At 34.5% G+C, this 22347-nt stretch carries 19 protein-coding genes and 3 pseudogenes; 8 read left to right on the top strand and 14 right to left on the bottom strand.

From position 1 onward, the window contains the following. Positions 1–2 precede the first annotated feature (2 nt). From lpdA to ACFEL3_RS02340, 4 genes and pseudogenes are all read right to left on the bottom strand, one after another. Positions 3–1376 (bottom strand): dihydrolipoyl dehydrogenase, encoded by a 1374-nt coding sequence (gene lpdA / locus ACFEL3_RS02355; RefSeq protein ID WP_010962518.1) that lies wholly within the window; start codon positions 1374–1376, stop codon positions 3–5. Positions 1377–1451: 75 nt separating this feature from the next. Further along, positions 1452–1874: an IS110 family transposase gene (locus ACFEL3_RS02350; protein WP_049973639.1), complete on the bottom strand. Its 423-nt coding sequence runs from the start codon at positions 1872–1874 to the stop codon at positions 1452–1454. Positions 1875–2197: 323 nt separating this feature from the next. Then, complete coding sequence (locus ACFEL3_RS02345) at positions 2198–2365, bottom strand: hypothetical protein (protein WP_155968863.1); 168 nt, start codon at positions 2363–2365, stop codon at positions 2198–2200. 484 nt (positions 2366–2849) lie between these two features. Further along, positions 2850–3682, bottom strand: a pseudogene (locus ACFEL3_RS02340) (IS5 family transposase). 334 nt (positions 3683–4016) lie between these two features. Between ACFEL3_RS02340 and ACFEL3_RS02335 the strand changes: the two are divergent. Beyond that, positions 4017–5615, top strand: a complete 1599-nt coding sequence (locus tag ACFEL3_RS02335; RefSeq protein WP_264374374.1) for a hypothetical protein — start codon at positions 4017–4019, stop codon at positions 5613–5615. On the opposite strand, the gene ACFEL3_RS02330 is transcribed toward ACFEL3_RS02335, so the two are convergent. After that, the gene (locus ACFEL3_RS02330) at positions 5607–6035 is read right to left on the bottom strand and encodes a WPE palindromic element domain-containing protein (protein WP_244226859.1); all 429 of its coding nucleotides are present in this window, start codon (positions 6033–6035) and stop codon (positions 5607–5609) included. The two genes, ACFEL3_RS02335 and ACFEL3_RS02330, sit on opposite strands and share 9 nt — an antisense overlap. Here ACFEL3_RS02330 and ACFEL3_RS02325 point away from each other — a divergent pair. From ACFEL3_RS02325 to ACFEL3_RS02315, 3 genes are all read left to right on the top strand, one after another. Then, positions 5931–6161, top strand: a complete 231-nt coding sequence (locus ACFEL3_RS02325) for a transposase (RefSeq protein WP_227738638.1) — start codon at positions 5931–5933, stop codon at positions 6159–6161. The genes ACFEL3_RS02330 and ACFEL3_RS02325 overlap by 105 nt on opposite strands. A 139-nt stretch (positions 6162–6300) precedes the next feature. Beyond that, positions 6301–6774, top strand: coding sequence for a transposase (locus ACFEL3_RS02320; protein ID WP_250296353.1), 474 nt, complete (start codon positions 6301–6303; stop codon positions 6772–6774). A gap of 312 nt (positions 6775–7086) precedes the next feature. Continuing rightward, positions 7087–7590, top strand: a complete 504-nt coding sequence (locus tag ACFEL3_RS02315) for a protein-disulfide reductase DsbD domain-containing protein (RefSeq protein WP_015589109.1) — start codon at positions 7087–7089, stop codon at positions 7588–7590. Between the two features lie 156 nt (positions 7591–7746). Here ACFEL3_RS02315 and ACFEL3_RS02310 read toward each other — a convergent pair whose 3' ends face one another. The 4 genes and pseudogenes from ACFEL3_RS02310 to ACFEL3_RS02295 form a co-directional block, all read right to left on the bottom strand. Further along, on the bottom strand, positions 7747–8070 hold the full coding sequence (locus ACFEL3_RS02310; RefSeq protein WP_182183164.1) for a transposase: 324 nt from the start codon (positions 8068–8070) through the stop codon (positions 7747–7749). 252 nt (positions 8071–8322) lie between these two features. Beyond that, positions 8323–8707 (bottom strand): annotated as a pseudogene (locus ACFEL3_RS02305) (IS110 family transposase); the annotation flags it as partial. 179 nt (positions 8708–8886) lie between these two features. Further along, positions 8887–9033 (bottom strand): hypothetical protein, encoded by a 147-nt coding sequence (locus ACFEL3_RS02300; RefSeq protein ID WP_190321476.1) that lies wholly within the window; start codon positions 9031–9033, stop codon positions 8887–8889. Positions 9034–9040: 7 nt separating this feature from the next. Next, positions 9041–9997, bottom strand: a complete 957-nt coding sequence (locus ACFEL3_RS02295) for an IS5 family transposase (RefSeq protein WP_264374375.1) — start codon at positions 9995–9997, stop codon at positions 9041–9043. Between the two features lie 375 nt (positions 9998–10372). On the opposite strand from ACFEL3_RS02295, the gene ACFEL3_RS02290 reads away from it, so the two are divergent. From ACFEL3_RS02290 to ACFEL3_RS02280, 3 genes are all read left to right on the top strand, one after another. Continuing rightward, positions 10373–11716, top strand: a complete 1344-nt coding sequence (locus ACFEL3_RS02290) for an alanine:cation symporter family protein (RefSeq protein ID WP_038198671.1) — start codon at positions 10373–10375, stop codon at positions 11714–11716. Between the two features lie 35 nt (positions 11717–11751). Next, positions 11752–11910, top strand: a complete 159-nt coding sequence (locus tag ACFEL3_RS02285) for a hypothetical protein (RefSeq protein WP_153296804.1) — start codon at positions 11752–11754, stop codon at positions 11908–11910. A gap of 152 nt (positions 11911–12062) precedes the next feature. Continuing rightward, positions 12063–14741, top strand: coding sequence for a hypothetical protein (locus tag ACFEL3_RS02280; protein ID WP_095742669.1), 2679 nt, complete (start codon positions 12063–12065; stop codon positions 14739–14741). Here the strand turns inward: ACFEL3_RS02280 and ACFEL3_RS02275 are convergent. The 5 genes and pseudogenes from ACFEL3_RS02275 to ACFEL3_RS02255 all read right to left on the bottom strand — a co-directional run bounded on the left by ACFEL3_RS02275 (position 14733) and on the right by ACFEL3_RS02255 (position 20521). Then, positions 14733–15329, bottom strand: a complete 597-nt coding sequence (locus ACFEL3_RS02275) for a Maf family nucleotide pyrophosphatase (protein ID WP_010082554.1) — start codon at positions 15327–15329, stop codon at positions 14733–14735. The genes ACFEL3_RS02280 and ACFEL3_RS02275 overlap by 9 nt on opposite strands. After that, a complete protein-coding gene (gene infA, locus ACFEL3_RS02270; RefSeq protein WP_007550159.1) occupies positions 15307–15570 on the bottom strand; it encodes a translation initiation factor IF-1 in 264 nt (87 codons plus the stop codon). Before infA ends, ACFEL3_RS02275 begins: the two co-directional genes overlap by 23 nt. Before the next feature lie 112 nt (positions 15571–15682). Continuing rightward, on the bottom strand, positions 15683–18160 hold the full coding sequence (locus ACFEL3_RS02265; RefSeq protein ID WP_208571758.1) for a hypothetical protein: 2478 nt from the start codon (positions 18158–18160) through the stop codon (positions 15683–15685). Positions 18161–18411: 251 nt separating this feature from the next. Further along, positions 18412–19140: pseudogene (locus tag ACFEL3_RS02260) on the bottom strand (IS5 family transposase). A 103-nt stretch (positions 19141–19243) separates the two neighbouring features. Continuing rightward, positions 19244–20521 (bottom strand): adenylosuccinate synthase, encoded by a 1278-nt coding sequence (locus ACFEL3_RS02255; RefSeq protein ID WP_070357042.1) that lies wholly within the window; start codon positions 20519–20521, stop codon positions 19244–19246. 180 nt (positions 20522–20701) lie between these two features. Between ACFEL3_RS02255 and ACFEL3_RS02250 the strand changes: the two genes are divergently transcribed. Further along, the gene (locus ACFEL3_RS02250) at positions 20702–22306 is read left to right on the top strand and encodes a hypothetical protein (protein ID WP_174515883.1); all 1605 of its coding nucleotides are present in this window, start codon (positions 20702–20704) and stop codon (positions 22304–22306) included. Positions 22307–22347: the final 41 nt, after the last annotated feature.

Below are 22347 nucleotides of genomic sequence, written 5' to 3'. Positions count from 1 at the left end.
AACTATTTAACATCTGCAGCAAGCACTGATTCATGTATCATCTCTGAAATGGTTGGATGAGGAAAAATCGTAGATTTTATGTCGAAGTCTGTTCCTTCTAGTTGCTTTGCAAGAGCAAAATTGCTAATTAACTCCGTTACTTCTGCACCTATCATGTGGCTACCCAGAATTTCTCCGGTTTTTTTATCTATAATCGTTTTCACTAACCCTTCAGTTTCACTGAGTGCAACAGATTTACCATTAAAGTTAGAGTGAAATTTTCCTATTTTTATATCATACCCACCTTTTATTGCCTGTTCCTCAGTAAGGCCGATGCTCGCTATTTGTGGATGAGAATAAGTGCAATTTGGTATGCATTCTTTTTTTAACGCATGAGCATTTTTACCAGCAATCTTTTCAATGCAGATCACGGCTTCATGGCTCGCTTTATGTGCTAAACATGGTGGGCCAGCTACATCACCTATTGCATACACATTTGATTCACTAGTTTCATACCATTCATTCGTTTCAATAAAGCCAGAAGGGCTTAATTTAATTTTTGTATTTTCTAAACCTATATTTTCAATATTTGCTTGAATTCCAACCGCAACAATCACCCTCTCAAATTCTTTGCTCTCACCACTACTTAGTAGCACTTGAGCAGAGTCTTTACTTTTAGTAAGAGCTTTTACGCTACTGTTTGTATATATTTTTATCCCCTGTTTTGTGAATATTTCTTGTGCTAAATCTGAAATGTCCTTATCCTCCAGCGGCAAAATAGTGCTCTTTATCTCTATGATTGTTACATCAACCCCCAAAGTACTATAAAAACTTGCAAATTCTATTCCAATTGCACCAGACCCTATAATTAGTAGCGATTTTGGTAATCTCTCTGGAGTCATAGCGTGCTGCGCATTCCATATTAAATCTCCATCTGCCTCTATTCCAGGCAGATTCCGTGCCCTCACGCCTGTTGCTAAAATGATATGCTTGGAAACAATTTCTTGTTCTTCCTTATCGCTAACGACTTTTATAGTACCATTGCCTGCAAGTTTACCAAAACCTTGATGAACTTTGATATTATTTTTTTTCATCAAATATGCAACACCGCTTGACAATTTATCAACAACGTTTCTTGAGTATTTCACTATTGATTGTATATCAAAATTCGCTCCCTTTACTTCTATACCAAACTCTTTTGATCTTTTTATTAGCCTATAAACCTCAGATGCTCTAAGCAGTGATTTTGTTGGTATACATCCCCAATTTAAGCATATACCGCCTAAATTTTTTTCTTTTTCCACAATTGCAGTTTTAAACCCAAGCTGTGCCGCCCTAATTGCCGCTATATAACCACCAGGACCGCTACCTATAACCGTAATATCATACTCATTCATCAGTTTTCTTCGTATTCAAAAAGATTATATATAACAGATGGAACCCATACAATCAATGGTCTGTCATCTACCGTCTTAAGAGTCAAGATAAAAGTTGTTATTTTTTATCATGGCATTTAAACAAACGATAATTTTTCTCATGACAGCAACTAATGCAACCTTAGCAGCTTTGCCAGAATCAACCAAACGCTGATAAAACGCTTTCATTTTTCTGTTGTGGCGCATAGCAACAAGAGCTGACATGTATAGTGCTTTCCTTGCATAAAACCTGCCTCCTTTGATTTGAGCTTTGCCAACTTTTCTTCCACTTTCACTAGTTTTAGGTGCAACTCCAACTAAGCATGCAATTTCTCTATTCTCTAATCTACCAAGCTCAGGCACCTCTGTCAGTAGAACGCTCGCCGTCTTTGATCCAATACCTTTATAGCTGATTAAAAGCTCATTTTTTCCTTTCAATTCAGCTATTGCGTCTTCTATGTCTTGCCTAATTTCTTTCAATTGTTTTTCAGCAAACCCTATCTGTCTTTCTATGTATTCTCTAGCTTTTCCCGTCGCACTTTGCAGGCGACACTTGTTTGCATGAATTGCATCATTTAAATTACGCTCAACTGCCCCCAGCTCCTTTAATTCCTCTTGCTTTTGTGAAATTATACATCCTTTTACTTCACCGTCTTTACTGACAAATTCAGCGTATTTTTCCAGTAATTTAGCATCTAACTTGTCAGTTTTTGCAAAATGATTGCAAGCTTTGGCAAATGCATATACCCGATTCGGGTGAGCTTTATGGACAGTTATCTTGCAACAATTTTATAATGAGCTTTTCATAGCCACCAGCTTACACATAACTTGATGGGTAAATCGACTATATTTGTTTCTATAAACTTAGATATAGCATCACTCACGTTTGCTATGCGCTTATGCTTGCCATTAATTGAGATGTCCAATGCTTCCTTGGAAACATCTACTCCCATGAAAATTATTCTAGCCATTTTTGTACCTATAAATATAATCAAACAATAATGCAAAATGCTGTATACAGGATTGTAATTCGATCTTTTAGATCCACCTACCGTTCGTACTACATTTTGCTTTAAGCCTTACTATTACCCACAAATAAAAACATAGTATTGTATTTACTCAAATAATTTAATTTTATTAACCTGAAAGCTTATTAGATTAAAATTATTAAACTAAGAGTTATAATTTTAGCAACTAAAAGCTGTAAATTGCACCATATAAACAGTTATTTCAAGCAAAAGTTATGCCATTAAGAGCTATGCAACAAACATTTATATTTGTGGGTAATAGTAAGATCTAAATCCGATAGAGCATTGTTGGCACACCATCAAAAGTCGCCTCAGACCTCTAATGCATCAATGTACAAACTTACACCTTTTAGTTGGTAATACCATTTTAGACGTTTATCATTCGTTTTAGAAAATACTATAGGAGGTTGTCCGGAAACTAGTAAATTCAAGCATATTCCCTCTTTAACATAACCCTACTCATAGCTAGGTATATGAAATTCTCAGTGGATGTTGTGAGTAAATCATACTCCTTCGATAGCCTTCTATTCCTATTAACCCAAGCAAAAGTCCTTTCTACAACCCATCTTCTTGGCTGTACTTTAAACCCTTGTTCTCTTGTTGGTAGTAGCTCAGGTGGCGTATCTTTGTGCACCCAAAATCTACATGGAGGCCTTTTAACAATTTCAATATCTATGTCATATTCTTCCTTTATGTGATTCTTTAAATTTCTTCCTTGGTATCCCATGTCAGCCCACATTTTTTTAACTTTAGTATATTTTGTTCTCATATTGTTTAATGCTATTTTAATACCATCTCTATCATTTTCGTTAGCAGCGCCTACGTAACAACCTAGTATAAAACCCTGAGTGTCTGTAATTATATGCCTTTTTCTACCCTTTACTTTTTTACTTCCATCATAGCCTTTGATCCCCCCTTTTCTGTAGTCTTTACAGATTGACTATCTACTATACAGGCACTCGGCTGCTCATTCCTTCCTATTTTTCTTCTACTATATTTTGTAATTTCATAATTCATTTTCTCAAAAATTCCCTGCTTCTTCCATTGCCTGAACTGCTCATACACAGTCTTCCATAGCGGAAAATCATTTGGTAAATACCGCCATTGACACCCTGTACGCAATACATAGAAAATTGCTTCTAATATTTCTCTTTTGCTATACTTTGGCGGCCTTCCTCCTTTCTTGTATGATACTCTGAAGTGTTTTTCTATTCTTGCCCATTCCCTTTCGCTTAGATCTGTTGGATACTTTTTTCTCATCTTTACCCCGTACTAAAATTTCAGATATTATAGCCTTTTACTTGTTTCCGGACAACCTCTTATAGCCTTTTACTTGTTTCCGGACAACCTCTAGTAGCGGAATGACGAATTTTTGTTTTTCAAATTGTCAGTAAATCTAAGTCAGTTTAGCTATATAAAACATAGTATAAAAAGAGCTATTTTAGCAAAATTTTAAACAAATAAAGTTAATTACTTCACAATTGATACCTTACGAGAAAAGCACATTTGATACAGATTTAAAATACAAGTTAACGAATTATTATGATTTTTACCAAGATAATAATATAGTAAGGTTTGGTAGTGAGGTATCAAAATGGAAAAATACACCAACGCATGGTTTAATAAGAAAGATAATCATGATTGTGCAAATGATGGCACTTGCGGGCAATCTATAAAGGATTTTAGGATTGGTAATTCTGATATTTCTTTTTTTGATAGTAACAAAAACTTAATTGCCAAAGTACCTAAACTACCAAAGTATTCTAGGGATAAATATGGGCATCAATTGTATAAGGAAGCTGAGTCAAAGCAGTTCAATTATTTTTCCACAAATATACATGATGTTTTGTCTAACAGCTTTACCGTTAAATACGGGTATATAAATTGTACTATAAAATACGACAACTTATCTGAGCAGGAACAAAACCAAATAGAAACAGACATTAAAACTGCCTATGAAGCATTTAAAGAAAAGTTTTGCTTGAAAAATAGTAATGCAAGTTACAATATAACGGTTCACATTTTTAATAATAGAAGCGATTATACAAAGTATAACAATCTTCTCGGCTTAGATGAAGATGGTGGTCCAGGATATATTACACGAGGAGTAACAGATTGTCAGAATATTCTGACATATAAGCAAAGTGCCATGGATTTTGTTCTAGGTCATGAGCTAGGCCACATATTTCAATTGTGTTTTTCACCATCGGCAACAGTCCAAACTTTGAGTATTCTGGATACTGAACTCATAGCAAATGTTGTTGGACGAGAAGTAGAAGAAAAAAATTATAAAGCTATTTGCAAGCAGATGGGTGTAGATGAATATAAATACGATGGATGGAGTTTTATTTTTAAATACATAGGTACAACTGGTAGTGTATACCGCCTAAACCTTTCAGAAGAAGAGAAATTTCAAATTATACAACGTGTCAAGAGTTCTGGACTAGATGAATATGAAGACCATGGATGGATGTTTAAATTTAAATATAAAGATACAACTGGTAGTATATACCTCAAGGACCTTTCAGAAGCAGAGAAATTTCAAATTATACAACGTGTCAAGAATTCTGGACTAGATGAATATGAAGATCGTGAATCAATGTTTAGTTTTAAATACAAAGGCACCACTTATAGAGCAGAACACAGAGATTATCTTTCAGCAGAAGAAGAAAAACTTCAATTTATCAAAGACATTAAGAACTCTCATGAATCGCTCGTTAGTGAATGTGATGGATTGGGGAATGAGAATACAACTTTAGTGATTTACGTTGATGAAAATAAGGAGATAAGTCAAATGTATTTTCATAATCTAGACAAGAATATATTCAAATGGTTAGATAAGACACTTATAAGCAGAAGTAAACCTGAAGAAGATGTGGATGACACAGCAGGAAAAGAGCCTGAACCAGAATCAGCCGAAGAGGATACTCAGCAACCCAGTAATTTCTTATCCAATATTTTTTCAACAATTAAATCCATTATTGATTCTATCTCATCACTCTTTTCATGGTTATTTGGGTCGAAAGAGAAAGAGTCTAATCAACAATCTGATGATAATCCTTCTTTGTTTAAGCTCGATGCTAATGAGTTAGATCACGAAGTTAAGCCTGATGCCAATGAGTTAGGTCACGATGTTAGAGATCACTTATCAGACAATTATAACCATTACAACTCATCTGATGGGCTAATGTAATATAGCTAATTTACAGTATCTGTTCAGATGCATGGCTAATGTACAAATATTGAAACAAAAATTCCAGTGCCCCTGTGATGTCATTCCAGTGCTTGACACTGGAATCCAGCTTTTAATCGAAAATGTTGTATAGTACACAATCAAATTTTCTGGATCCCAGTGGGCTTTGTTGCATCGCTCAAGTGAAAAGAACTGGCAGTTACTGACAAAATTCATTATAAATAGCCATTTAACTGTTGAAGAAAAAATATGCCACAAAAAATGAGAGTCAGTAACTGCCATGAATATAACAAATTTCTCCAAGAAAGAGGAAGCATTTTTTGTTATATCAATGACGCCATAGAAAATTGGTACGAGAATTGTCCAAAAATGCAGGGCGGCAACTATATTTATAGTGATAAAGTTGTGATTTTGGTGCATATAATCGTCAGTTTCTTTAGAATTGGTTTAAGACAAACAGTCGGGTTTATAAAAGGGTATTTGCAACAAATAGGAAGAGATTTGCAGCTATTCACAAGCATCAAAAGAAACTTAATATTAAGATAAATGATTGCAGAAAATAATATGGAAGATATCGAAATTGCTATAGACAGTACAGGAATTAGTATATACAACAACACACAGCAAGGAAAATAGCACTGACAGAAAATATCGTGGCTATGAGCAAACGAGAAAATTGCACGTAATGTTGAATATAAACAACAAAAAAGCCATAGCTGTAAAATACAGTAACGGTGTCTACTCTGATCACTATGGAGCTTGTGATTTGCTAAAAGAAGTTGATTTTCAGCATGCCATAAAAGCACTATATGCAGATAGAGCATGTGATAGGCACAAGTTTTATAAGTTGTGTAACGAATATGATATAAAGACAAAAATTCCACCAATAAACAATGCGGCAGAACATCCAGAAATAGATTATATGTCTGACAGGAATGCTGCTATTAGGTTAATAAAATTATACGGTGAAGATGGCATGAAAGAATGGAAAAAAGAAGTAAATTATGGGAAAAGATCTTATATTGAAGGGTTTTTCTCAAGATTAAAGCAAATATTCGGATTTAGTTTTAGGAATAAATCTGAGATAAATCGAGAAAAAGAACTAAATGCTATTTGCTTAATAAATTCACTGATATTGGTATGGCTAAATTTGAGATAGTTACATGAATTTACCATAAATCACCATCTCATAAAGTGTGATGCAACAAAGCCATCCCAGTGTCAAGCACTGGGATGACACCCTCCTTATGGGCCAAAATCACAATGTTCGTACAGTTGTGGATTCATTCGCGGTATCTCGGCATAGATTCCGCTAACAAGTAGCGGAATGACGAATTTGTCGTTTTTCAGATTGTCGTAAGTCAGTTTAGCTATAGCATAATGCTATATTAATAAATAATCTATATAATACTATTAAATATAATAATTAAAATCTAAATTACTTTCTCTATAAAAGGAGAAATTTACCTTAATGAAAATATATATATATTTAATATTATTTTTATTTTTTTCTTGCGCTCAACTATATGCTGACGAGGAAATTGCAAAATTTGATTTACTTATTGGCGAGATAAATGAAGCAAGCTTCACTCTTAAAGGTGCAATAAAGGTTACAGTAGAACCAGGCTGGCACATATATTATAAAGATCCTGGAGATTTTGGCCTTCCCACGTCTATTAGTTACAAAGGTAATGCATCAGATATAAATATTCACTGGCCTATTCCAAAGGAACATAAAGATAAAGTAGGGAGAGAGACGTTTGTAAGTAACGTATATGAGGATATGGTATTATTTCCCTTTAAGATGAATATATTTTTAAATCAAGGGTATATTGACCTTAACTTCCATATAAATTATGCGATATGTAAAGATAGGTGCATCCCTAAAAATGTTGAGATAAAAATCAGGCAACCATTAAAGGATTTTATAGATTCTGATATCAATAAACTTATAAATGAGTGGTATGAAAAATAGAGTTCTCATGGGGTAGGTGTCATTCCAGCGCGTGACACTGGAATCTCATTTACTTTTTTGTTCACTATGTGAGGAACTTGGGCCTACAAGTATATAAACATAATGGTTTCGCATAAAAAATTTAGATCCCAGATACTGTTTCTGCTGTCAAACAAATTATCCAACAAAATTACAATTAAATGGTTGATTATTTTTAAGAATACCAAAAAAGACATGCATTAATTTTCGCATTAACGCAAGAACTATGACTTTTGGACATTTGCCTTTACTTGCTAGACGCTGACAAAACTTTTGAAAATGATTATTATGGTTTTTGACTACTATAGCTGGCATATAAAGAGCTTTTCGAATACGCTCAGATCCTATTTTGCATATGCAACTTCTCTTACTTACTGACGATCCCGATTGATAATGTCCTGGATTTAGACCAGCAAAAGCTGTAAATTGTTTAGCATTGTCAAAGTTATCAACTGATGGCATTTCTGCGACAACAGCAACAGCAGTAAGATATCCTATACCTTTTATAGTCTTAAGGTTTTCCACCATATTTTTTAGATGTGGATAGTTATTTATATGCTCATTAATTTCTTTTTCGAGAACAATAATTTGCTCCTCTATTGCCAAAATTACTTTAGATATAGCTTCTTTGCAACTGGAATGCATATTTTTGTTTTCCAAGCGATTTGTCTGTTGCACCTTATCATCTTTTAGCGATTGCATGCAACGGTAAAGCTCCCTCAAATGCCTCATTTCAGGTGCAATGGGCTTCCAAAGAGCAGGTTTGTTGGCGATACAAAATCTAGCTATCATAGCTGCATCTGATTTATCTGTCTTATTTCTGAGCAGCTCACTTTTGCCAAAAGCTTTCTGGGTTTACTATACTGACATTATGTCCTAAATCGTGCATAAAAGTAGCCAAATCTTCTCCATACCAACTAGTTGCTTCAAGACATAAATGAGTAAGATTTGCTCCATGGCCATTGCACCAAACTACAAGTTTTGCAAAACCATCTTGATTATTTTGAAAGACTTTGTGTCGTTTTTTACTGTCCACTAACAAACAAACATCAAATTTCTTTTTTGAAATATCCACACCCAAAATAGCATTTACTTGCATAAAATTGCCTCCAAGACTATAAATAAACTGAGAGTTTAGACTAACCTTGTAATACGGGATATAATTCCAAAAGATACTGTTCAGTCTTTAACTCTATGGGAGGGAAGCAAAATCTGGCTTAATGGCATTAGTGTCGCATCAGCTTCACCCTCCCTGTGAGGTATTTTAGCTCTAATGCCTCACATCATAAAGATACAAGTGTCACGCACTAACTGTACGAACATTGAGATATAAGAGTAATTTGTACCAAGAAAAAAGATGTCATCCCAGTGCCCAGACACTGGGATGGCTTTGTTGCATCGCTCTTCGGATAGTAGGTAACGCACAATAAATTTATGAAGCTATCTCAAATTTAGCCATGCCTATTTCAGTAAATTTGTTAAGCAAATAACATTTGAGTAGCAGTTCCCTCTCACGATTCATTTCAGATTTGTTCCTAAAACTAAATCCAAATGTCTTTTTTAATCGCGAGAAAAAACCTTCTATATAAGATCTTTTTCCATAACTCATCTCTTTTTTCCACTTCTTTATACCATCTTCATCATATGACTTTATGAGCTTGACTGCAGAATTTCTCTCAGCCATATAGTCTAACTTTGGATGCTCTGTTGCGTTGTTTTTCGGAGGAATTTTCGTTTTTATACCATATTGATTACACAGCTTATAGAGCTTTTCTCTGTCATATGCCCTATCTGCATATAGTACTTTTATGACATACTGAAAATCGACTTCTTTTAGCAAATCACAAGCTCCATAGTGATCAGAGTAGACACCGTTACTGTATTTTACAGCTATGGCTTTTTTGCTGTTTGTATTCAACATTACATGCAATTTTCTTGTCTGTTCATAGCTGCGATACTTTCTATCTTCGCTATTTTCTTTGCTATGACCAGGAGTGTTGTTGTATATACTAATTCCTGTACTGTCTATAGCAATTTCGATATCTTCCATATTATTTTTATCAATTCTGCAATCATTGATCTTAATATTGAGTTTCTTAAACCTTCTTGATGATTGTGAATAGCTGATAACTTGCAAATTTTTCCCAATTTGCTCAAGGTATCCTGCTATAAACCCAACTGTTTGCCTCAGGCCTATTCTAAATAAACAAGTTATTATGTGCACCAAAATTACAACTTTATCGCTATAAATATTGTTGCCACCTGGTATTTTTGGACCATTCTCGTACCACTTTTCTATGGCTTCGTTGATATAATGAAAAATATTTCCTCTTTTTTCTAGAAATTTGTTATATTCGCTATGGTTACTGACCCTCATTTTTTGTGGCATATTTTTTCTTCAACAGTTAAATCGCTATTTATAATGAATTTTGTCAGTAATCACTAATTTTTCTGCTGCTATGCAACAAAGCTCACTGGGATCCAGATTGGACACTAAGTTGGTGAGTATAAAAGTAGCTAACCTTATGTTAAAACACAATATTTTTGGTGAGGGGTTGCATTAAAAGCTGGATTCCAGTGTCAAGCACTGGAATGACATCGTCTTAACATTGTACCATATTACAATGTTCGTACAGTTATGTGTCACGCTACTTGGATGACAAGAAAAGGTTTCTAGAATGACGGAAACGAAGTCATACATAGAAAATAGGTTAGGTATTTTCAATTTTTGTTGTATACTCAAATAAAAATCTCACTTTTACAGATGGATACAGTAAAGTTTGTTTTATTACTGCCAACAATATTACTCATGCTAGTTGCTGGTGTTTACCTATCGATTAAACTAAAATGGCTACAGGTATTTAGATTACCATACGCCCTTTCACTCCTTGGAGCTAAAAAAGGAGAAAATAAATTTTCTTCTATAGCCGCTCTGTTTACAATTTTAGGGGGAAATTTAGGAGTAGGAAATATTTCAGGAACTGCTGTTGCTCTAAAAACCGGAGGACCGGGCTCTATTTTATGGATGGCAATAATTATTGTTATCACTTCTGTGATAAAATATGTCACTTGTTATCTAAGTATAAAAACCAGAAAGGAAAAGAACGAACGGTTTATAGGTGGCCCTGTAGCCTACATGACTGATGCGTTTAACTCTAGGAAGGCCACAATTGTCTTTCTAGTTATCATGATGATGGTTTCAATAACAGTTGGTAACCTTGTTCAGGTAAATTCTCTATCAATACCACTTAATATGATAGATGTGCCTGTAGTTGTTGGTGGCATTGTAATGGCCATAATATTTTTTGTTGTTGCAGCTCTCAGCTTAAAAAAAATTAAAATTTTTATATCGGCTATGATACCGATAATGACGGTAAGTTACCTCACACTTTGCGGTATCATATTATTTAAATTTAGTGAAAATATTCTTCCTTCTCTAAAACTAATAACAAGCAGTTTTTTTACAACTAGTAGCTTTAACTCTGGTTTATCTCTAGGTTTGATTTTAGAAATGTTGACTATTATTCAAGTTGGAACTTTGCGAGGTATTTTTGCAACAGATATAGGGCTTGGCCTCGAAGGAATCGTACATTCTTCAATTGTTCCTAAGAAAAATAATAATAAATTTATTATTGAACAGAGCCTAATCACAATAATATCGCCTTTTATAGTTGCATTCATAGTGTTTATTACAACAATGGTACTGCTTGTCACAGATTCTTGGGTCACTGATTTAGAGAGTACTAACATGTGCATATTTGCTTTTAGAAAAGCTATGAATTGGCCCTATATTGACTATTTAATTATGGCCATAATGTTTTGTTTTGCCTTTACTACTATTTTTACTTGGTTTTTTTGCTCAAAACAGACAATACGCTATGTGTCTATGGATAATAAATACACTAAAATCTGGATTGTAATTTTTACCATGATCATTCCGCTTGGTGCGATAGGTAAAGTCCGGTTGCTATGGGATGTTGCTGATATCTCGATTGCTGCTTTGTTGTTTATCAACATACTCGCTATACTCAAGCTAACCTCTCAAGATCCAGAAGTGTTTACTATGAGTAGCAGATATTTGAAGTTGCAAAAACAGAGCTATAGCTAAAGCAATTTAGGCTATGCAGCTGTTGTGATATAAGAGTGATTTCCGCCAAGAAGGATGTCATCCCAGTGCCCAGACACTGGGATCCAGGAATCTTGATTGGCACTAAGTTAGTGAGCATAAAAGTAGCTAATCTTATGTTAAAACACAACATTTTTGATGGGGTTCGTGAAAGGCTGGATTCCAGACTGGAATGACAACTTAAATCGTTTGATGTTACCATAAAATAGCTTGTGTCATCACATTAGTAACACAACCTTCCTTAATAAAAATTCAACCAATGCTTGTGATAATTATATTAGCTAGTATTAGCTAGAACTAAAGGCAGAGGGTTATTAGTGAGGGATATATGGGCACTAACGATACACAACAAGAACACATTTATAATGAGCGCATTCAAGAAATTTTTCCTTTATTTGATAAAATAAAAAAGGAAGACGACCCAATTTATAATGCTAGAGTTGATTTTAACACAGTAAAGTTTTTAACAAAACACGCCAACTGGAATTGGGACGAAGAAGAAAACAAAGATAAAGCATATGGAGTTATTCTTCAGAAATGCGACAAGACAAAGAAAGCTGGACAAGACCTTGAAAGTGAAGTTAAAGAAAGGTTGAAAGAGTATGTTGATGATGTTGCAGGAGTTTCAATATACGGTAATCACGCAAGTATTACGCTGGGAAATAACAAAAAAGAGTTTAAAATCAGCGAATTTTTAAACAGTGATTTTTGTGAGAAGAATGAAATCTCGGGATTTTCAACATTGCATAGTGATGGAAAGAGCGGAATGCATGGTTTTGTTGCCGAGGAAGAAGGGAAAAAAATAAGACATTATGTCGTAACTGATGGTTCATATGAAATGACTTTAAAGTGGTATGCGGAGGGGAAGGAATGTAAGATCAAAATTAAGATTGATGCTAACGGTGTAGACCTTGTTAAAGGTGATGATTTTTCTCTAGAACGGTTAGAAGTAAACAGAGATGTAAAAATAGGTGGTTTATTCTTGCATGAAATACAATTCAGGGAGAAAGGACAAGGAAAAGCGAATGAGATGCAACATAATAAAGACAGTAACGAGCTATCATCTGAAACTACAACAAGAATTGATGTTAATAGAGGTGTTAGCGTTCAAGCTACTGATATAACTCAAAAAAAAGAAGACCACCATTCACATTTTGGACTACAATCTAACAGCAGAAGGCAGTCTTACGATAGCGGAATTGGAAAAGATTTTGACGATAAAATTAATTCTCAGGAGGCTAAAGAAAAGCGTGAGCTTAGACAAGCAGCACGAGAAGCAAATTCGGGAGGTCAAGTTTATAACCTACAATCGCTTTTTGAGGAGAATCCTCAGAACAAAAAAACTCCTCCGCCACTTCCACCTAGAACTAGTTCACTACCACCTAAAAAAGGTGTTTTCGATGAGCAAGGGGGAGCCAAATCTGGAAGCCAAAAACCAGATGACTTGCGCGAAAATGAGCAAACACCTAATAATCAGCAAAAAGGTGCAACTTCTGATTCTTCAGATAGTTCTACTTTCACCAAGTCTGTAAGCCACAATCAAGATAATAGGCAAGAAGATGAACGGTATGACAATCCTACATTTGGACATGCTGTACCTGGAAGCCAAAAACCAGATAGAAGTGAGCAAACACCTAATGATCAGCAACAACCTAAAACCCAGCAACAAGAAGGAAATAGCAAAGGCGATCTGTTACAAGACATCAGAAATTTCAAGAAAAACAACTTACGGCACATTGATGTTGATGATAGAAAAGCATCAATTGCAGGAAGTAGAAAAAATAACCCATCACCGTTAGAGACATTAAAGGACATAATTCCTTATTCATCTTCTCCAGATAACAGTGATAACCAAGATGCTAGTGATGCTAAGTGGAAAGAAAGTGAACAGCCGCTCTCTGCTACAGCACTCAATAATAAAAGTGACTCGGGCTATTCATCTCCAACTCATGACAATAATGAACAATCTCAAGTAAATCCTGAACAGTTAAAGAAGAGCTTAGAGAACATTGAACAAAGTGATCAAACTCCACCTGAAAATCTTCTTAAAGAAATCAGAGATAGATCACAGCAGGATAATAGAGGATTAAGGCAAGTTGATCCTACTGATAAACTGTCACAAGATAAAGAAGATGGATTGCAAAAAGACGATTTAGCAGATGTAAAAATAGTGGAAGGTCCAACTATTAGTGTCTCTGCTTCAACACCAAATAGTATAAGTGATTCAGGCTATATATCTCCAACTAATAGTGATAGTAAATCTCAAACAGATTTAAAACAGGTAGGAAGGAAATTAGAAGAACATATTAGACAAAGTAATCTAACTCTATTTGAAGAACTTAAAAATACATTAGGTCAAGAAAATCTCGGGTTAAAATCAGCTGATCAGAGTCAGATTAGCGAAGAAACTAAAAAACGCTTGAGAGAAGTTGGGTTGCTAAAAGACAGCTCAACAGACATAAAAGCAAACGATTCGGGCTATTCATCTCCAACTCATGACAATAATGAACAATCTCAAGTAAATCCTGAACAGTTAAAGAAGAGCTTAGAAAACATTGAACCAAAAGAAATCGGAGATACGAGTGAGTTAAAAGGAGCATTGGGAAACCCGGATAAAGGGTTAAGAGAACCGGCACAACAGGCTACTAAAGAAAATATTCCTAAAGATTCATTCTCAGAAAACATTTTAGAAAAGATAGGAGAAGGTAAACAATATGACCCTATACGTAAGTGGTTAGAAAAAACAGTGGCAGAACGAGAAAATAATGACACTAATCCAACTGTAGATAAAAATAGCGAACTATATAAATTACTAGAGAAAGATGAAGCACAACTGAAAGCTGGAGTAATAGAAGAAGAAAGAGGAGATACTTTAACAGAACACACTGATGGTTATGATCGCAATAGAATTGCATTAGCTAACAGAAATAAAAGACCACTAGATTGGGCTAAACAGGTTGCTGAGTCACAACAAAAAAAAGATACTAATAAAGGTATTTCAATATAAATTGAAGTTAAAATAATTGCTTAGCAAACAATAGGTTTCATGTAATGGTAACCCTATAACGGAAGAGTAGGAGCCGCGTAAGAACAATACGAACACTCCAGCTAGGCCTTGTATATTGCATCCCCCCGCCCTATTTTTCCACTCTTCTGATGCTAAATAATACTTAATTTCTTGTTCACTGAGACGTTTAAATTTCACTATTGTAACCACAGTCCTGATATGTTGTTTAGATTGATCGGGAGTTAATAGACATACACTGGTGTATACTCTATGCCTTCTTCCTGATAACAAGCGGATACATTTTTCTGCTTGCTCAACGTTTTCAGCTTTGAGCAATATCCTTCTACCACAAGCAACAACTGTATCAACACCAAGCACAAAATAATTTGGATTTAAACTTTGTATTTTCTCAGCTTTACTTTTTGCCATACGGATTGAGTAATCCTTCGGAAGTTCCTTTTTTAAAGGGGCTTCATCTATATCTGCTGGCAAAATTAAACCTGGCTCAATGTTTATTTGTTTTAGTAAAGCTATACGCCTTTTCGATGATGAAGCAAGAATAAGATTATTTAGAGATCGTTCTGTCACTTGTACCTTTAAGCCTTCTAATGATCCTACCCTTTCTCGCATTCCTATCGTAAATGCTCATCTCAACTAACACCCTATCCCCTATAATGATGCGTATTTTACTTCTTCTCACTTTCCCTGATACATGACAGATAATCTCATGTTCATTGTCCAGTTTCACTCTAAATTCTGCTGCAGGTAGTAAAGCAGTTACTGCCCCTTCCACTTCAAAAATTGTTTTCGATTTCTCGTCTTTTATCATATGTTATATTATAATTTAATAATCTTTTTTAGTCTACTATAGATTTTAAATTATTATCAACACAAAAGACCTTTTGCGCCCCACTTAAGTTGCAACTTAACCCCAACCATCTTCACAATGATACCCTACCTACGTTTCTACTCTCTGCCACCTTCTCAATAGAACTTATAGGACTTATGTTGAAAGATAAATCATTATCACAATTTTCTTCATCGCTATCAAGTCCACTATCAACGCTTAAAGATCTGAGTAATGTTGTCTTCTCTCTCAGTGGAACATAAGACTCATTATCAACGCTTGAAGATTTGGATAACCTTTTCTTCTGTCGTGGAGCATTACCAGACTCATTAGAAATTTCTCCCGTTAATTGATTGTTGAAGCTCCTTTGTTCATCAGCACGAATTTTTTCTTCCAGTCCATCAAGCATTCCTACCAATTCATCACCCCATTCATTTTCTTCTTCTAATAATTGTTTACACTTTTCTTTCTCACGCTCTAGCTCGTTTCTTAACTCTTCGACTTTATCTTCATCTTTAGTGAGTTCAAGTGTAAGCACCTTATCTCCTGGAAATTCCTCGTACTCGTTTTCTAGTTCTTCAATGTTGAGTTTTAGTCTCTCTTCTCCAAGTGTATCTTGTAAATCGCTATCCTGCCTATCTGATTCTTTAATCTTTTGCTCAATTTCTACTTGTACCTTATATTCCTGATCTAATTCTCTTAGCTGATCTTTCAAGCGCTCTTTCTGCTGGCGTCGTTCAACCATTATCTGTTCCGCATCTTCTCGTGCTTGATTTAGCTCTTTTTCCAAATTCTTCTTTCCTGCATTAACAATTTTCAGCTCTTCCTTTAGCTTTCTTTTTTCTTCATATACACCTTTAAGTTCTTGTGCTTTCCCTTGTAGCTCTTTTAACACACCTGCTAATTCTTCATTTTTTTGTGCCAGTTCAGTTTGCAATTCCGTGTTTTTTTGCTCCTCTTTTTCAAACCTGTCTTGTAAATTGCTATTCTGCTTCTCTAACTTTACAATTGTTTGATTAGCTTCTGCTTGGGTTGTTTCTAGTTTCTCCTGTAGTCGCTGATTTTCTTGTATTAATTCATGGTGCTTTTTATTTATCACTTGCAACCCTGCTTCTATTTTTTGCTTCAATTCAACAGCTTCTTTTTTCAAATTTGACATTTCTTGCTTCAATTCAACGTTTTTTTCGGACAGCATCTGATTATTTAAAATCAATTCATCCATTTGTTGTGAAGCAAATTCTGTCTGAGTTCCAGTGTGCTGTAAATTGACTTCCGTTTTAGTTTCGATTTGTTGTGAAGCAACTTCTGTTTGAGTTTCAGTGTGTTGTAAATTGACTTCCGTTTGAGTTGATGCATTGCTATTAATAGAAGGAGGAAGGCTATTGTCAGCATCAACTTTAGGGTCTAATTCCCCCTCTGGTTCCTCGCGATAGGCCGCTATAGACTCATTTTGAAAATTATTATTAGCAGTAGGTACAACATCAGCAGCCTTACCTTTTTCTAGTACAGCATCATATAAGGAGAGACCTTGAATATATAATTCATCGTTTTGCTTTATTAATTCTAAGATCTCATCCGATAGCACAAAATCTTCATCATTAAATTTTAGTACTTCAGTTATGCCATCGCTACTCACATTCATAATCATGGTACACATTTCGGATCCATCCTTTACAGGCCAAGTGCTTTTCATTTCATAATATGCGCCCTCTTTAAATTCATAATATCTTTCCTTACCTTTCCGATGAGAGTGTATTTCATGTTTTTTATTGCAATAGATATTCAGCTCTTTAATATCTTTCTCTTGCTGTAAAATGTCACTAATCCTGGTTTGCTCACTTCTATTGTAATTAATAAGATTGATATTCAAAACTCTATGAGTGTTATCAGTTTCTGTGTAATAAGCTCGAAACTCTACGCCTTTCTCTCCAAGATATTTACTTGCAGCTTCTTTTCCCTGCTCTGCCAACTTTATGCATTTATCTATATCTTCCTTAAAGCTCTTATTAGCAGACTCTGTTACTGCTTTATCTATGTACGTTTTTTTAAAATCTCCATCATTTATTAGGTCATAAAAACTCCACTTATCCCCAAAAGCCCTCTGCACGTAAGTGAAATTCTTTTTTTCCTTTAGTTTTCCTAAGAACCACACCTTTTCTTTCAGATTTTTTAGTTGAAAGCTTACCCTTGCCTTTACACTAGAGTTTTTGGCAGGAATACTAACTTCTTCTAATTCTTTAAGTAATTTGTTATTTTTTATAATTGAGGAGCAAAACTTTACAATAGCAGAATTTGCAAACGAAGGATCTTTTTTTATATCTTCATCAATAATTTCTTTAAAACGTGCAAATTGAGGTAGAACATAAAAATTGATTATTTCTTTTTCTGATCTTGTTTTATTAGCATAAGAGATATCACCTAATTGTGAATATAACTCTTTTAATGTATAGTAGATAAGCGTAGAGTAATAAACCTCCCTATTCAGTGAAGTTGGTCCAATACACTTTTCAAGTTGATCACCTGTTTTTCCTGCCTCTGCTGTTTTTTCTTCTTTAGCCAAACTTCCAATCATAATACACCTCCTTAACTATATTTATATTATACCAATTAACATATATTAAAAGAAATCAAACTGTATAACCTCGCCCTACACTAACTTTTATGATTACTTAATTGTGTAAAAATAACTGCAAGTGTTAAACTTGAGCTTTTATTTTTCATTATACATTTCTTACTACATGTTTATACTGTTGTCTTGCATAATAGACTATTCGAAGTTACACAAGTATTTTTTTTATTAGATAAGAGTTAGTAAGAGCCTGTTCATAATTTTTTCAGAAGTAAGGCAGTGAAAGCCAGAACTACCATTTGTAGGCTAGTATTGAGTTTTCGCTCACAATTTTTCCACAATCTTCTACATTTTTCTAACCAAGCAAAAGATCGCTCCACAACCCATCTTTTGGGCAATACAACAAAGGAACGTAATTCATTTCTTTTGATCACTTCAACGGTTGCACCAATAATCGTTTTTATTTGAGTTACAAAATTCTCTCCAGTATAGCCTGCATCAACCAGTACATTTTTAACTCCCGAGAGGTTTTCTTTTGCATTTTCGACCATTCTCACAGCACTGCTACGGTCAGTTATCTCTGCTGTTGTTGTATAAATTGCATGCTTGCGTATCTACTGCAATACGGCCCTGAAATCTTCTTGCCTGCATCATAGCTTCAGCAGTATCTGCATTTTTTATACTCTGTGCATCAATTATGCAGAAGCTTTTCCGACCATTGTTTTGTCGCAATTATTTTTTTTTAATACCAGCTCCAGAACACTTTCTTTATTTACATCTGGTTTTTCACTCCACTTCTTAAAATAGTCGTAACAATTGCGCCATTTTGGGAACTCTTTTGATACCATTCTCCACTGGCAACCACTTTTTAACACGTATAACACTCCACAAAATATATCATGTAAATCAAGTGTTCTTGGTTTTGTCTTCTTTCTGCAAGATTCCAGATCTGCTACAATAATCTCAAACTTTTCTCGACTTATGTCACTTGGTTATAAACTTCGCATATCCTACTTTATATACTTTATCCTCTCACTTTATCTCTTTTTTGAGATTACGTACAGGCTCTAAGATACAAAGACGTTTTCAGAAATCTTTAAGCTTAATAACATCCTCTCTCTTTGGACTAGTTGAGATTAGATGAATTGGTACACCTATTAATTTTTCTAACCCTTCTATATATTTTATTAAATTGATAGGCAATGTTTCAATCGACCTTTTACCTTGAGTGTTTTCTTTCCAGCCAGGAAACTCTTCATATATTGGCTCTAATTCCCCTTGTATTGAATGCGATGCGGGTAAATAATCATACATTTTTCCGCTATACTTGTAACCAGTGCATATTTTAATTGTATCAAAAGAATTAAGCACATCTAATTTGGTTAATACAATGCTTGAAACTCCAGAGAGTTGTACGGCCTGGCGCACTAAAACTGCATCGAACCATCCGCAACGCCTTCTTCTATTGCTCACTGTTCCAAGTTCCTTACCTATAGTAAACAAGCTATCTCCTACTTCATTTTTCTGCTCAGTAGGAAATGGGCCATTGCCCACTCTTGTTGTATAAGCTTTTACCACACCAATAATGTAAGCATTGGAGGATAACCCTGAGCCTGTTATTGCTTGCGATGCTACAGTATTACTTGAAGTAACAAAAGGGTAAGTTCCGTGGTCGATATCTAAAAATGCGCCTTGGGCACCTTCAAATATTATTTTCTTACCTTCTTTCATCAAGTCATTTAATATCTTCCACACAGGTTTTTTATATGAAAGAATTTTTTCTGAAATCTCTTGAATTTCCTTTAATATTTCTTCTTTTTTAACCACCTGGTAGTTAAGGCCTTTCCTGATAGCATTGTGGTAATTCAAAAGAGTATCCACTCTTTTATTGAGCTCATCTGCGTTTTCTAAGTCACAAAGGCGTATAGCTCTCCTTCCAACTTTATCTTCATAACATGGCCCTATCCCTTTGTTTGTTGTACCAATTTTGTGATTTCCATTTAAATCTTCAAATAGCTTTTCCTTGTCCTTATGTATGCTAAGTATTAATGGACAGCTCTCGGATACCATCAAGTTGTTATAGTTTACGTCTACTCCTTTAACTTTCAATGACTCTATTTCTGAGATTAGAGCGTGTGGATCAAGAGCAACGCCATTTCCTATGATAGATATTTTGCCTGGCCTCAAAACAGCAGAGGGCAGTAAATTTAATTTATAAACCTCATCATCTACTACTATAGTGTGCCCTGCATTATTTCCTCCCTGAAATCTCACAACTACATCTGCATTCTCAGAAAGATAATCTACTATTTTACCCTTGCCTTCGTCACCCCATTGCAGACCAACAATTACAATGTTATTCATCATTATTTTCTAGATTAATACATAAATATTAATGCAGTACGCTACAAATGGAAAGAGAAATCTACGCCTTTCCTACACCCCTTAAATAAAGAAATATACTGTCGATTTTCTTAATATATTACCAAATTATTCATCATTATATGATATAACTTACAGCATATTTACAGTAAGGTGTTATTTATGAAAGAGACAAAAGGAAAAAATAATAAGAGTCCAGTAGTTAGATTAAAGGCCACAGCTAAAGAGTTCAATTTTAGTAAATTAAGAGCAGATCAAGATAATAAATTAGCGAATTCCGGTGAAACAATGTTCTTAGATTTTCAAAGGATGAATTTTATTATTAACGGAAAAGAAATAGATAAAAATCTTATTATTGCATTTAAGGAAGGAGCTAAGCACCGCAAAAGCGAACTTTTTAATAGTGATGATATATATAATGACGAAATATTTAACAAAAAAGGAACAAGAGAAATAGATACGGATCATGGCAAAGCTTTTGTTGCTTCAGTACTCGAAGATATTGAGAAAGAGCTTGTAAGTAATGCATTGGGTGAGCTATGGAAAAATCACTGTGAAAATTCCAAAACTGCCAATCATCAAAAAACCGATTCATATAAGAAAGAATTTGAAGAATTTTACAATGCTGGCCAAAGGTATATCCATCTATTACCAACAGAGAAAGATGAAAACAAGGATTACCGTTCCTTTGCAAAAGAAGTTTTCAAAAAAATGTTCAGATACGCTGGGGCAGAAGTTCCAAGTGATGCTATTTTAGAAGAGCTAGTTACCAATTGTAATCAAGCAGGGTATGAGGCTGCTCCATTTATACAAACCCAACTTGCACTTGGACAGTCGTTCATAGTAGAAAATCCTAAAAAAGTAATAAATATTGATTGTGCTAACCAAAATAATGTGAGAATTAGATCTGATATGAGGCTACCAATACTCTCTGTTAAAAATCAAGTTATGCATGGCGATAAGATATGTAATCTGTCTAGTTCATTGGAATTTACAATTGAATCTCACAATGGTGAAGACTTTGTAACATACAGAGATGGTAAATTGTCACTTACTATTCCTAAAGAGTTAAAAAATTATAAAGATAATGGCAAGAGCTTGTTTGACATTATTAAAGAATATTTTCAGAAATTCTGTGCAAAATTAGGATTTAAACCTGAGACAAAAATACAAATAGAGCATGGCTTCGGTGCTCAAAGTAACTATTTAGATGGTACAATATCAACCACAGGATCAGATGCAAATGAAGAATTTATCAATCTTTTAAGCGAAAATCTCAGAGAGAGGTTATTGGGGTCAGGAGTTGCTCTAGAAGATGAAGATGTTGATGATGTTGTTGAAGTCAGAGTATCTACCGTTATAGATCTATTGAGTGATTATGCTAAATTGGAAGATAATAAAGAACACAGAGAGTTATTAATAAGTAAAGTAGCAGATAATTTAGGACTTTCCACTCAAGATAAAACAGCACCAGAAGTATTGATGGAATTAGGCTCTTTACCTTCTTTGACAAAAGGTCAGGTTAATCATAATCAAGTGCAGTCTGTTGTAAATACTTTTATTAAGTTAATTATTGAAGGGAAAAGCGAAGTATACAAAAAAGGAGGTGCGATTAATGCAATTGATGCAATTCATAAGGAGATAGATAAGGCAATTGTTGAGCAAGAAAAAAAAGCAACCAACAAACAAGATATAGAAAATGATAAATGGACAGATAGAATCAAAAAACAGAATTATTCTGCGGAATCACATGAACATTTACCTTAAAGATATTAGTAGGCTCTTTAAATATTTTAGAGTTCATGGTT

It is taken from the genome of Wolbachia endosymbiont (group A) of Opomyza germinationis (assembly GCF_964264765.1).
Lineage (GTDB): Bacteria > Pseudomonadota > Alphaproteobacteria > Rickettsiales > Anaplasmataceae > Wolbachia > Wolbachia pipientis.
This window is presented reverse-complemented; position numbering and strand designations above follow the sequence as displayed.

What these genes read in the sequence shown, in the direction of transcription:
- lpdA (WP_010962518.1), bottom strand. Translation starts at nt 1,376, where the DNA reads ATGAATGAGTATGATATTACGGTTATAGGTAGCGGTCCTGGTGGTTAT.
- ACFEL3_RS02345 (WP_155968863.1), bottom strand. Translation starts at nt 2,365, where the DNA reads ATGGCTAGAATAATTTTCATGGGAGTAGATGTTTCCAAGGAAGCATTG.
- ACFEL3_RS02335 (WP_264374374.1), top strand. Translation starts at nt 4,017, where the DNA reads ATGGAAAAATACACCAACGCATGGTTTAATAAGAAAGATAATCATGAT.
- ACFEL3_RS02330 (WP_244226859.1), bottom strand. Translation starts at nt 6,035, where the DNA reads ATGCACCAAAATCACAACTTTATCACTATAAATATAGTTGCCGCCCTG.
- ACFEL3_RS02320 (WP_250296353.1), top strand. Translation starts at nt 6,301, where the DNA reads ATGTTGAATATAAACAACAAAAAAGCCATAGCTGTAAAATACAGTAAC.
- ACFEL3_RS02315 (WP_015589109.1), top strand. Translation starts at nt 7,087, where the DNA reads ATGAAAATATATATATATTTAATATTATTTTTATTTTTTTCTTGCGCT.
- ACFEL3_RS02310 (WP_182183164.1), bottom strand. Translation starts at nt 8,070, where the DNA reads ATGCCATCAGTTGATAACTTTGACAATGCTAAACAATTTACAGCTTTT.
- ACFEL3_RS02295 (WP_264374375.1), bottom strand. Translation starts at nt 9,997, where the DNA reads ATGCCACAAAAAATGAGGGTCAGTAACCATAGCGAATATAACAAATTT.
- ACFEL3_RS02290 (WP_038198671.1), top strand. Translation starts at nt 10,373, where the DNA reads ATGGATACAGTAAAGTTTGTTTTATTACTGCCAACAATATTACTCATG.
- ACFEL3_RS02280 (WP_095742669.1), top strand. Translation starts at nt 12,063, where the DNA reads ATGGGCACTAACGATACACAACAAGAACACATTTATAATGAGCGCATT.
- infA (WP_007550159.1), bottom strand. Translation starts at nt 15,570, where the DNA reads ATGATAAAAGACGAGAAATCGAAAACAATTTTTGAAGTGGAAGGGGCA.
- ACFEL3_RS02265 (WP_208571758.1), bottom strand. Translation starts at nt 18,160, where the DNA reads ATGATTGGAAGTTTGGCTAAAGAAGAAAAAACAGCAGAGGCAGGAAAA.
- ACFEL3_RS02255 (WP_070357042.1), bottom strand. Translation starts at nt 20,521, where the DNA reads ATGAATAACATTGTAATTGTTGGTCTGCAATGGGGTGACGAAGGCAAG.
- ACFEL3_RS02250 (WP_174515883.1), top strand. Translation starts at nt 20,702, where the DNA reads ATGAAAGAGACAAAAGGAAAAAATAATAAGAGTCCAGTAGTTAGATTA.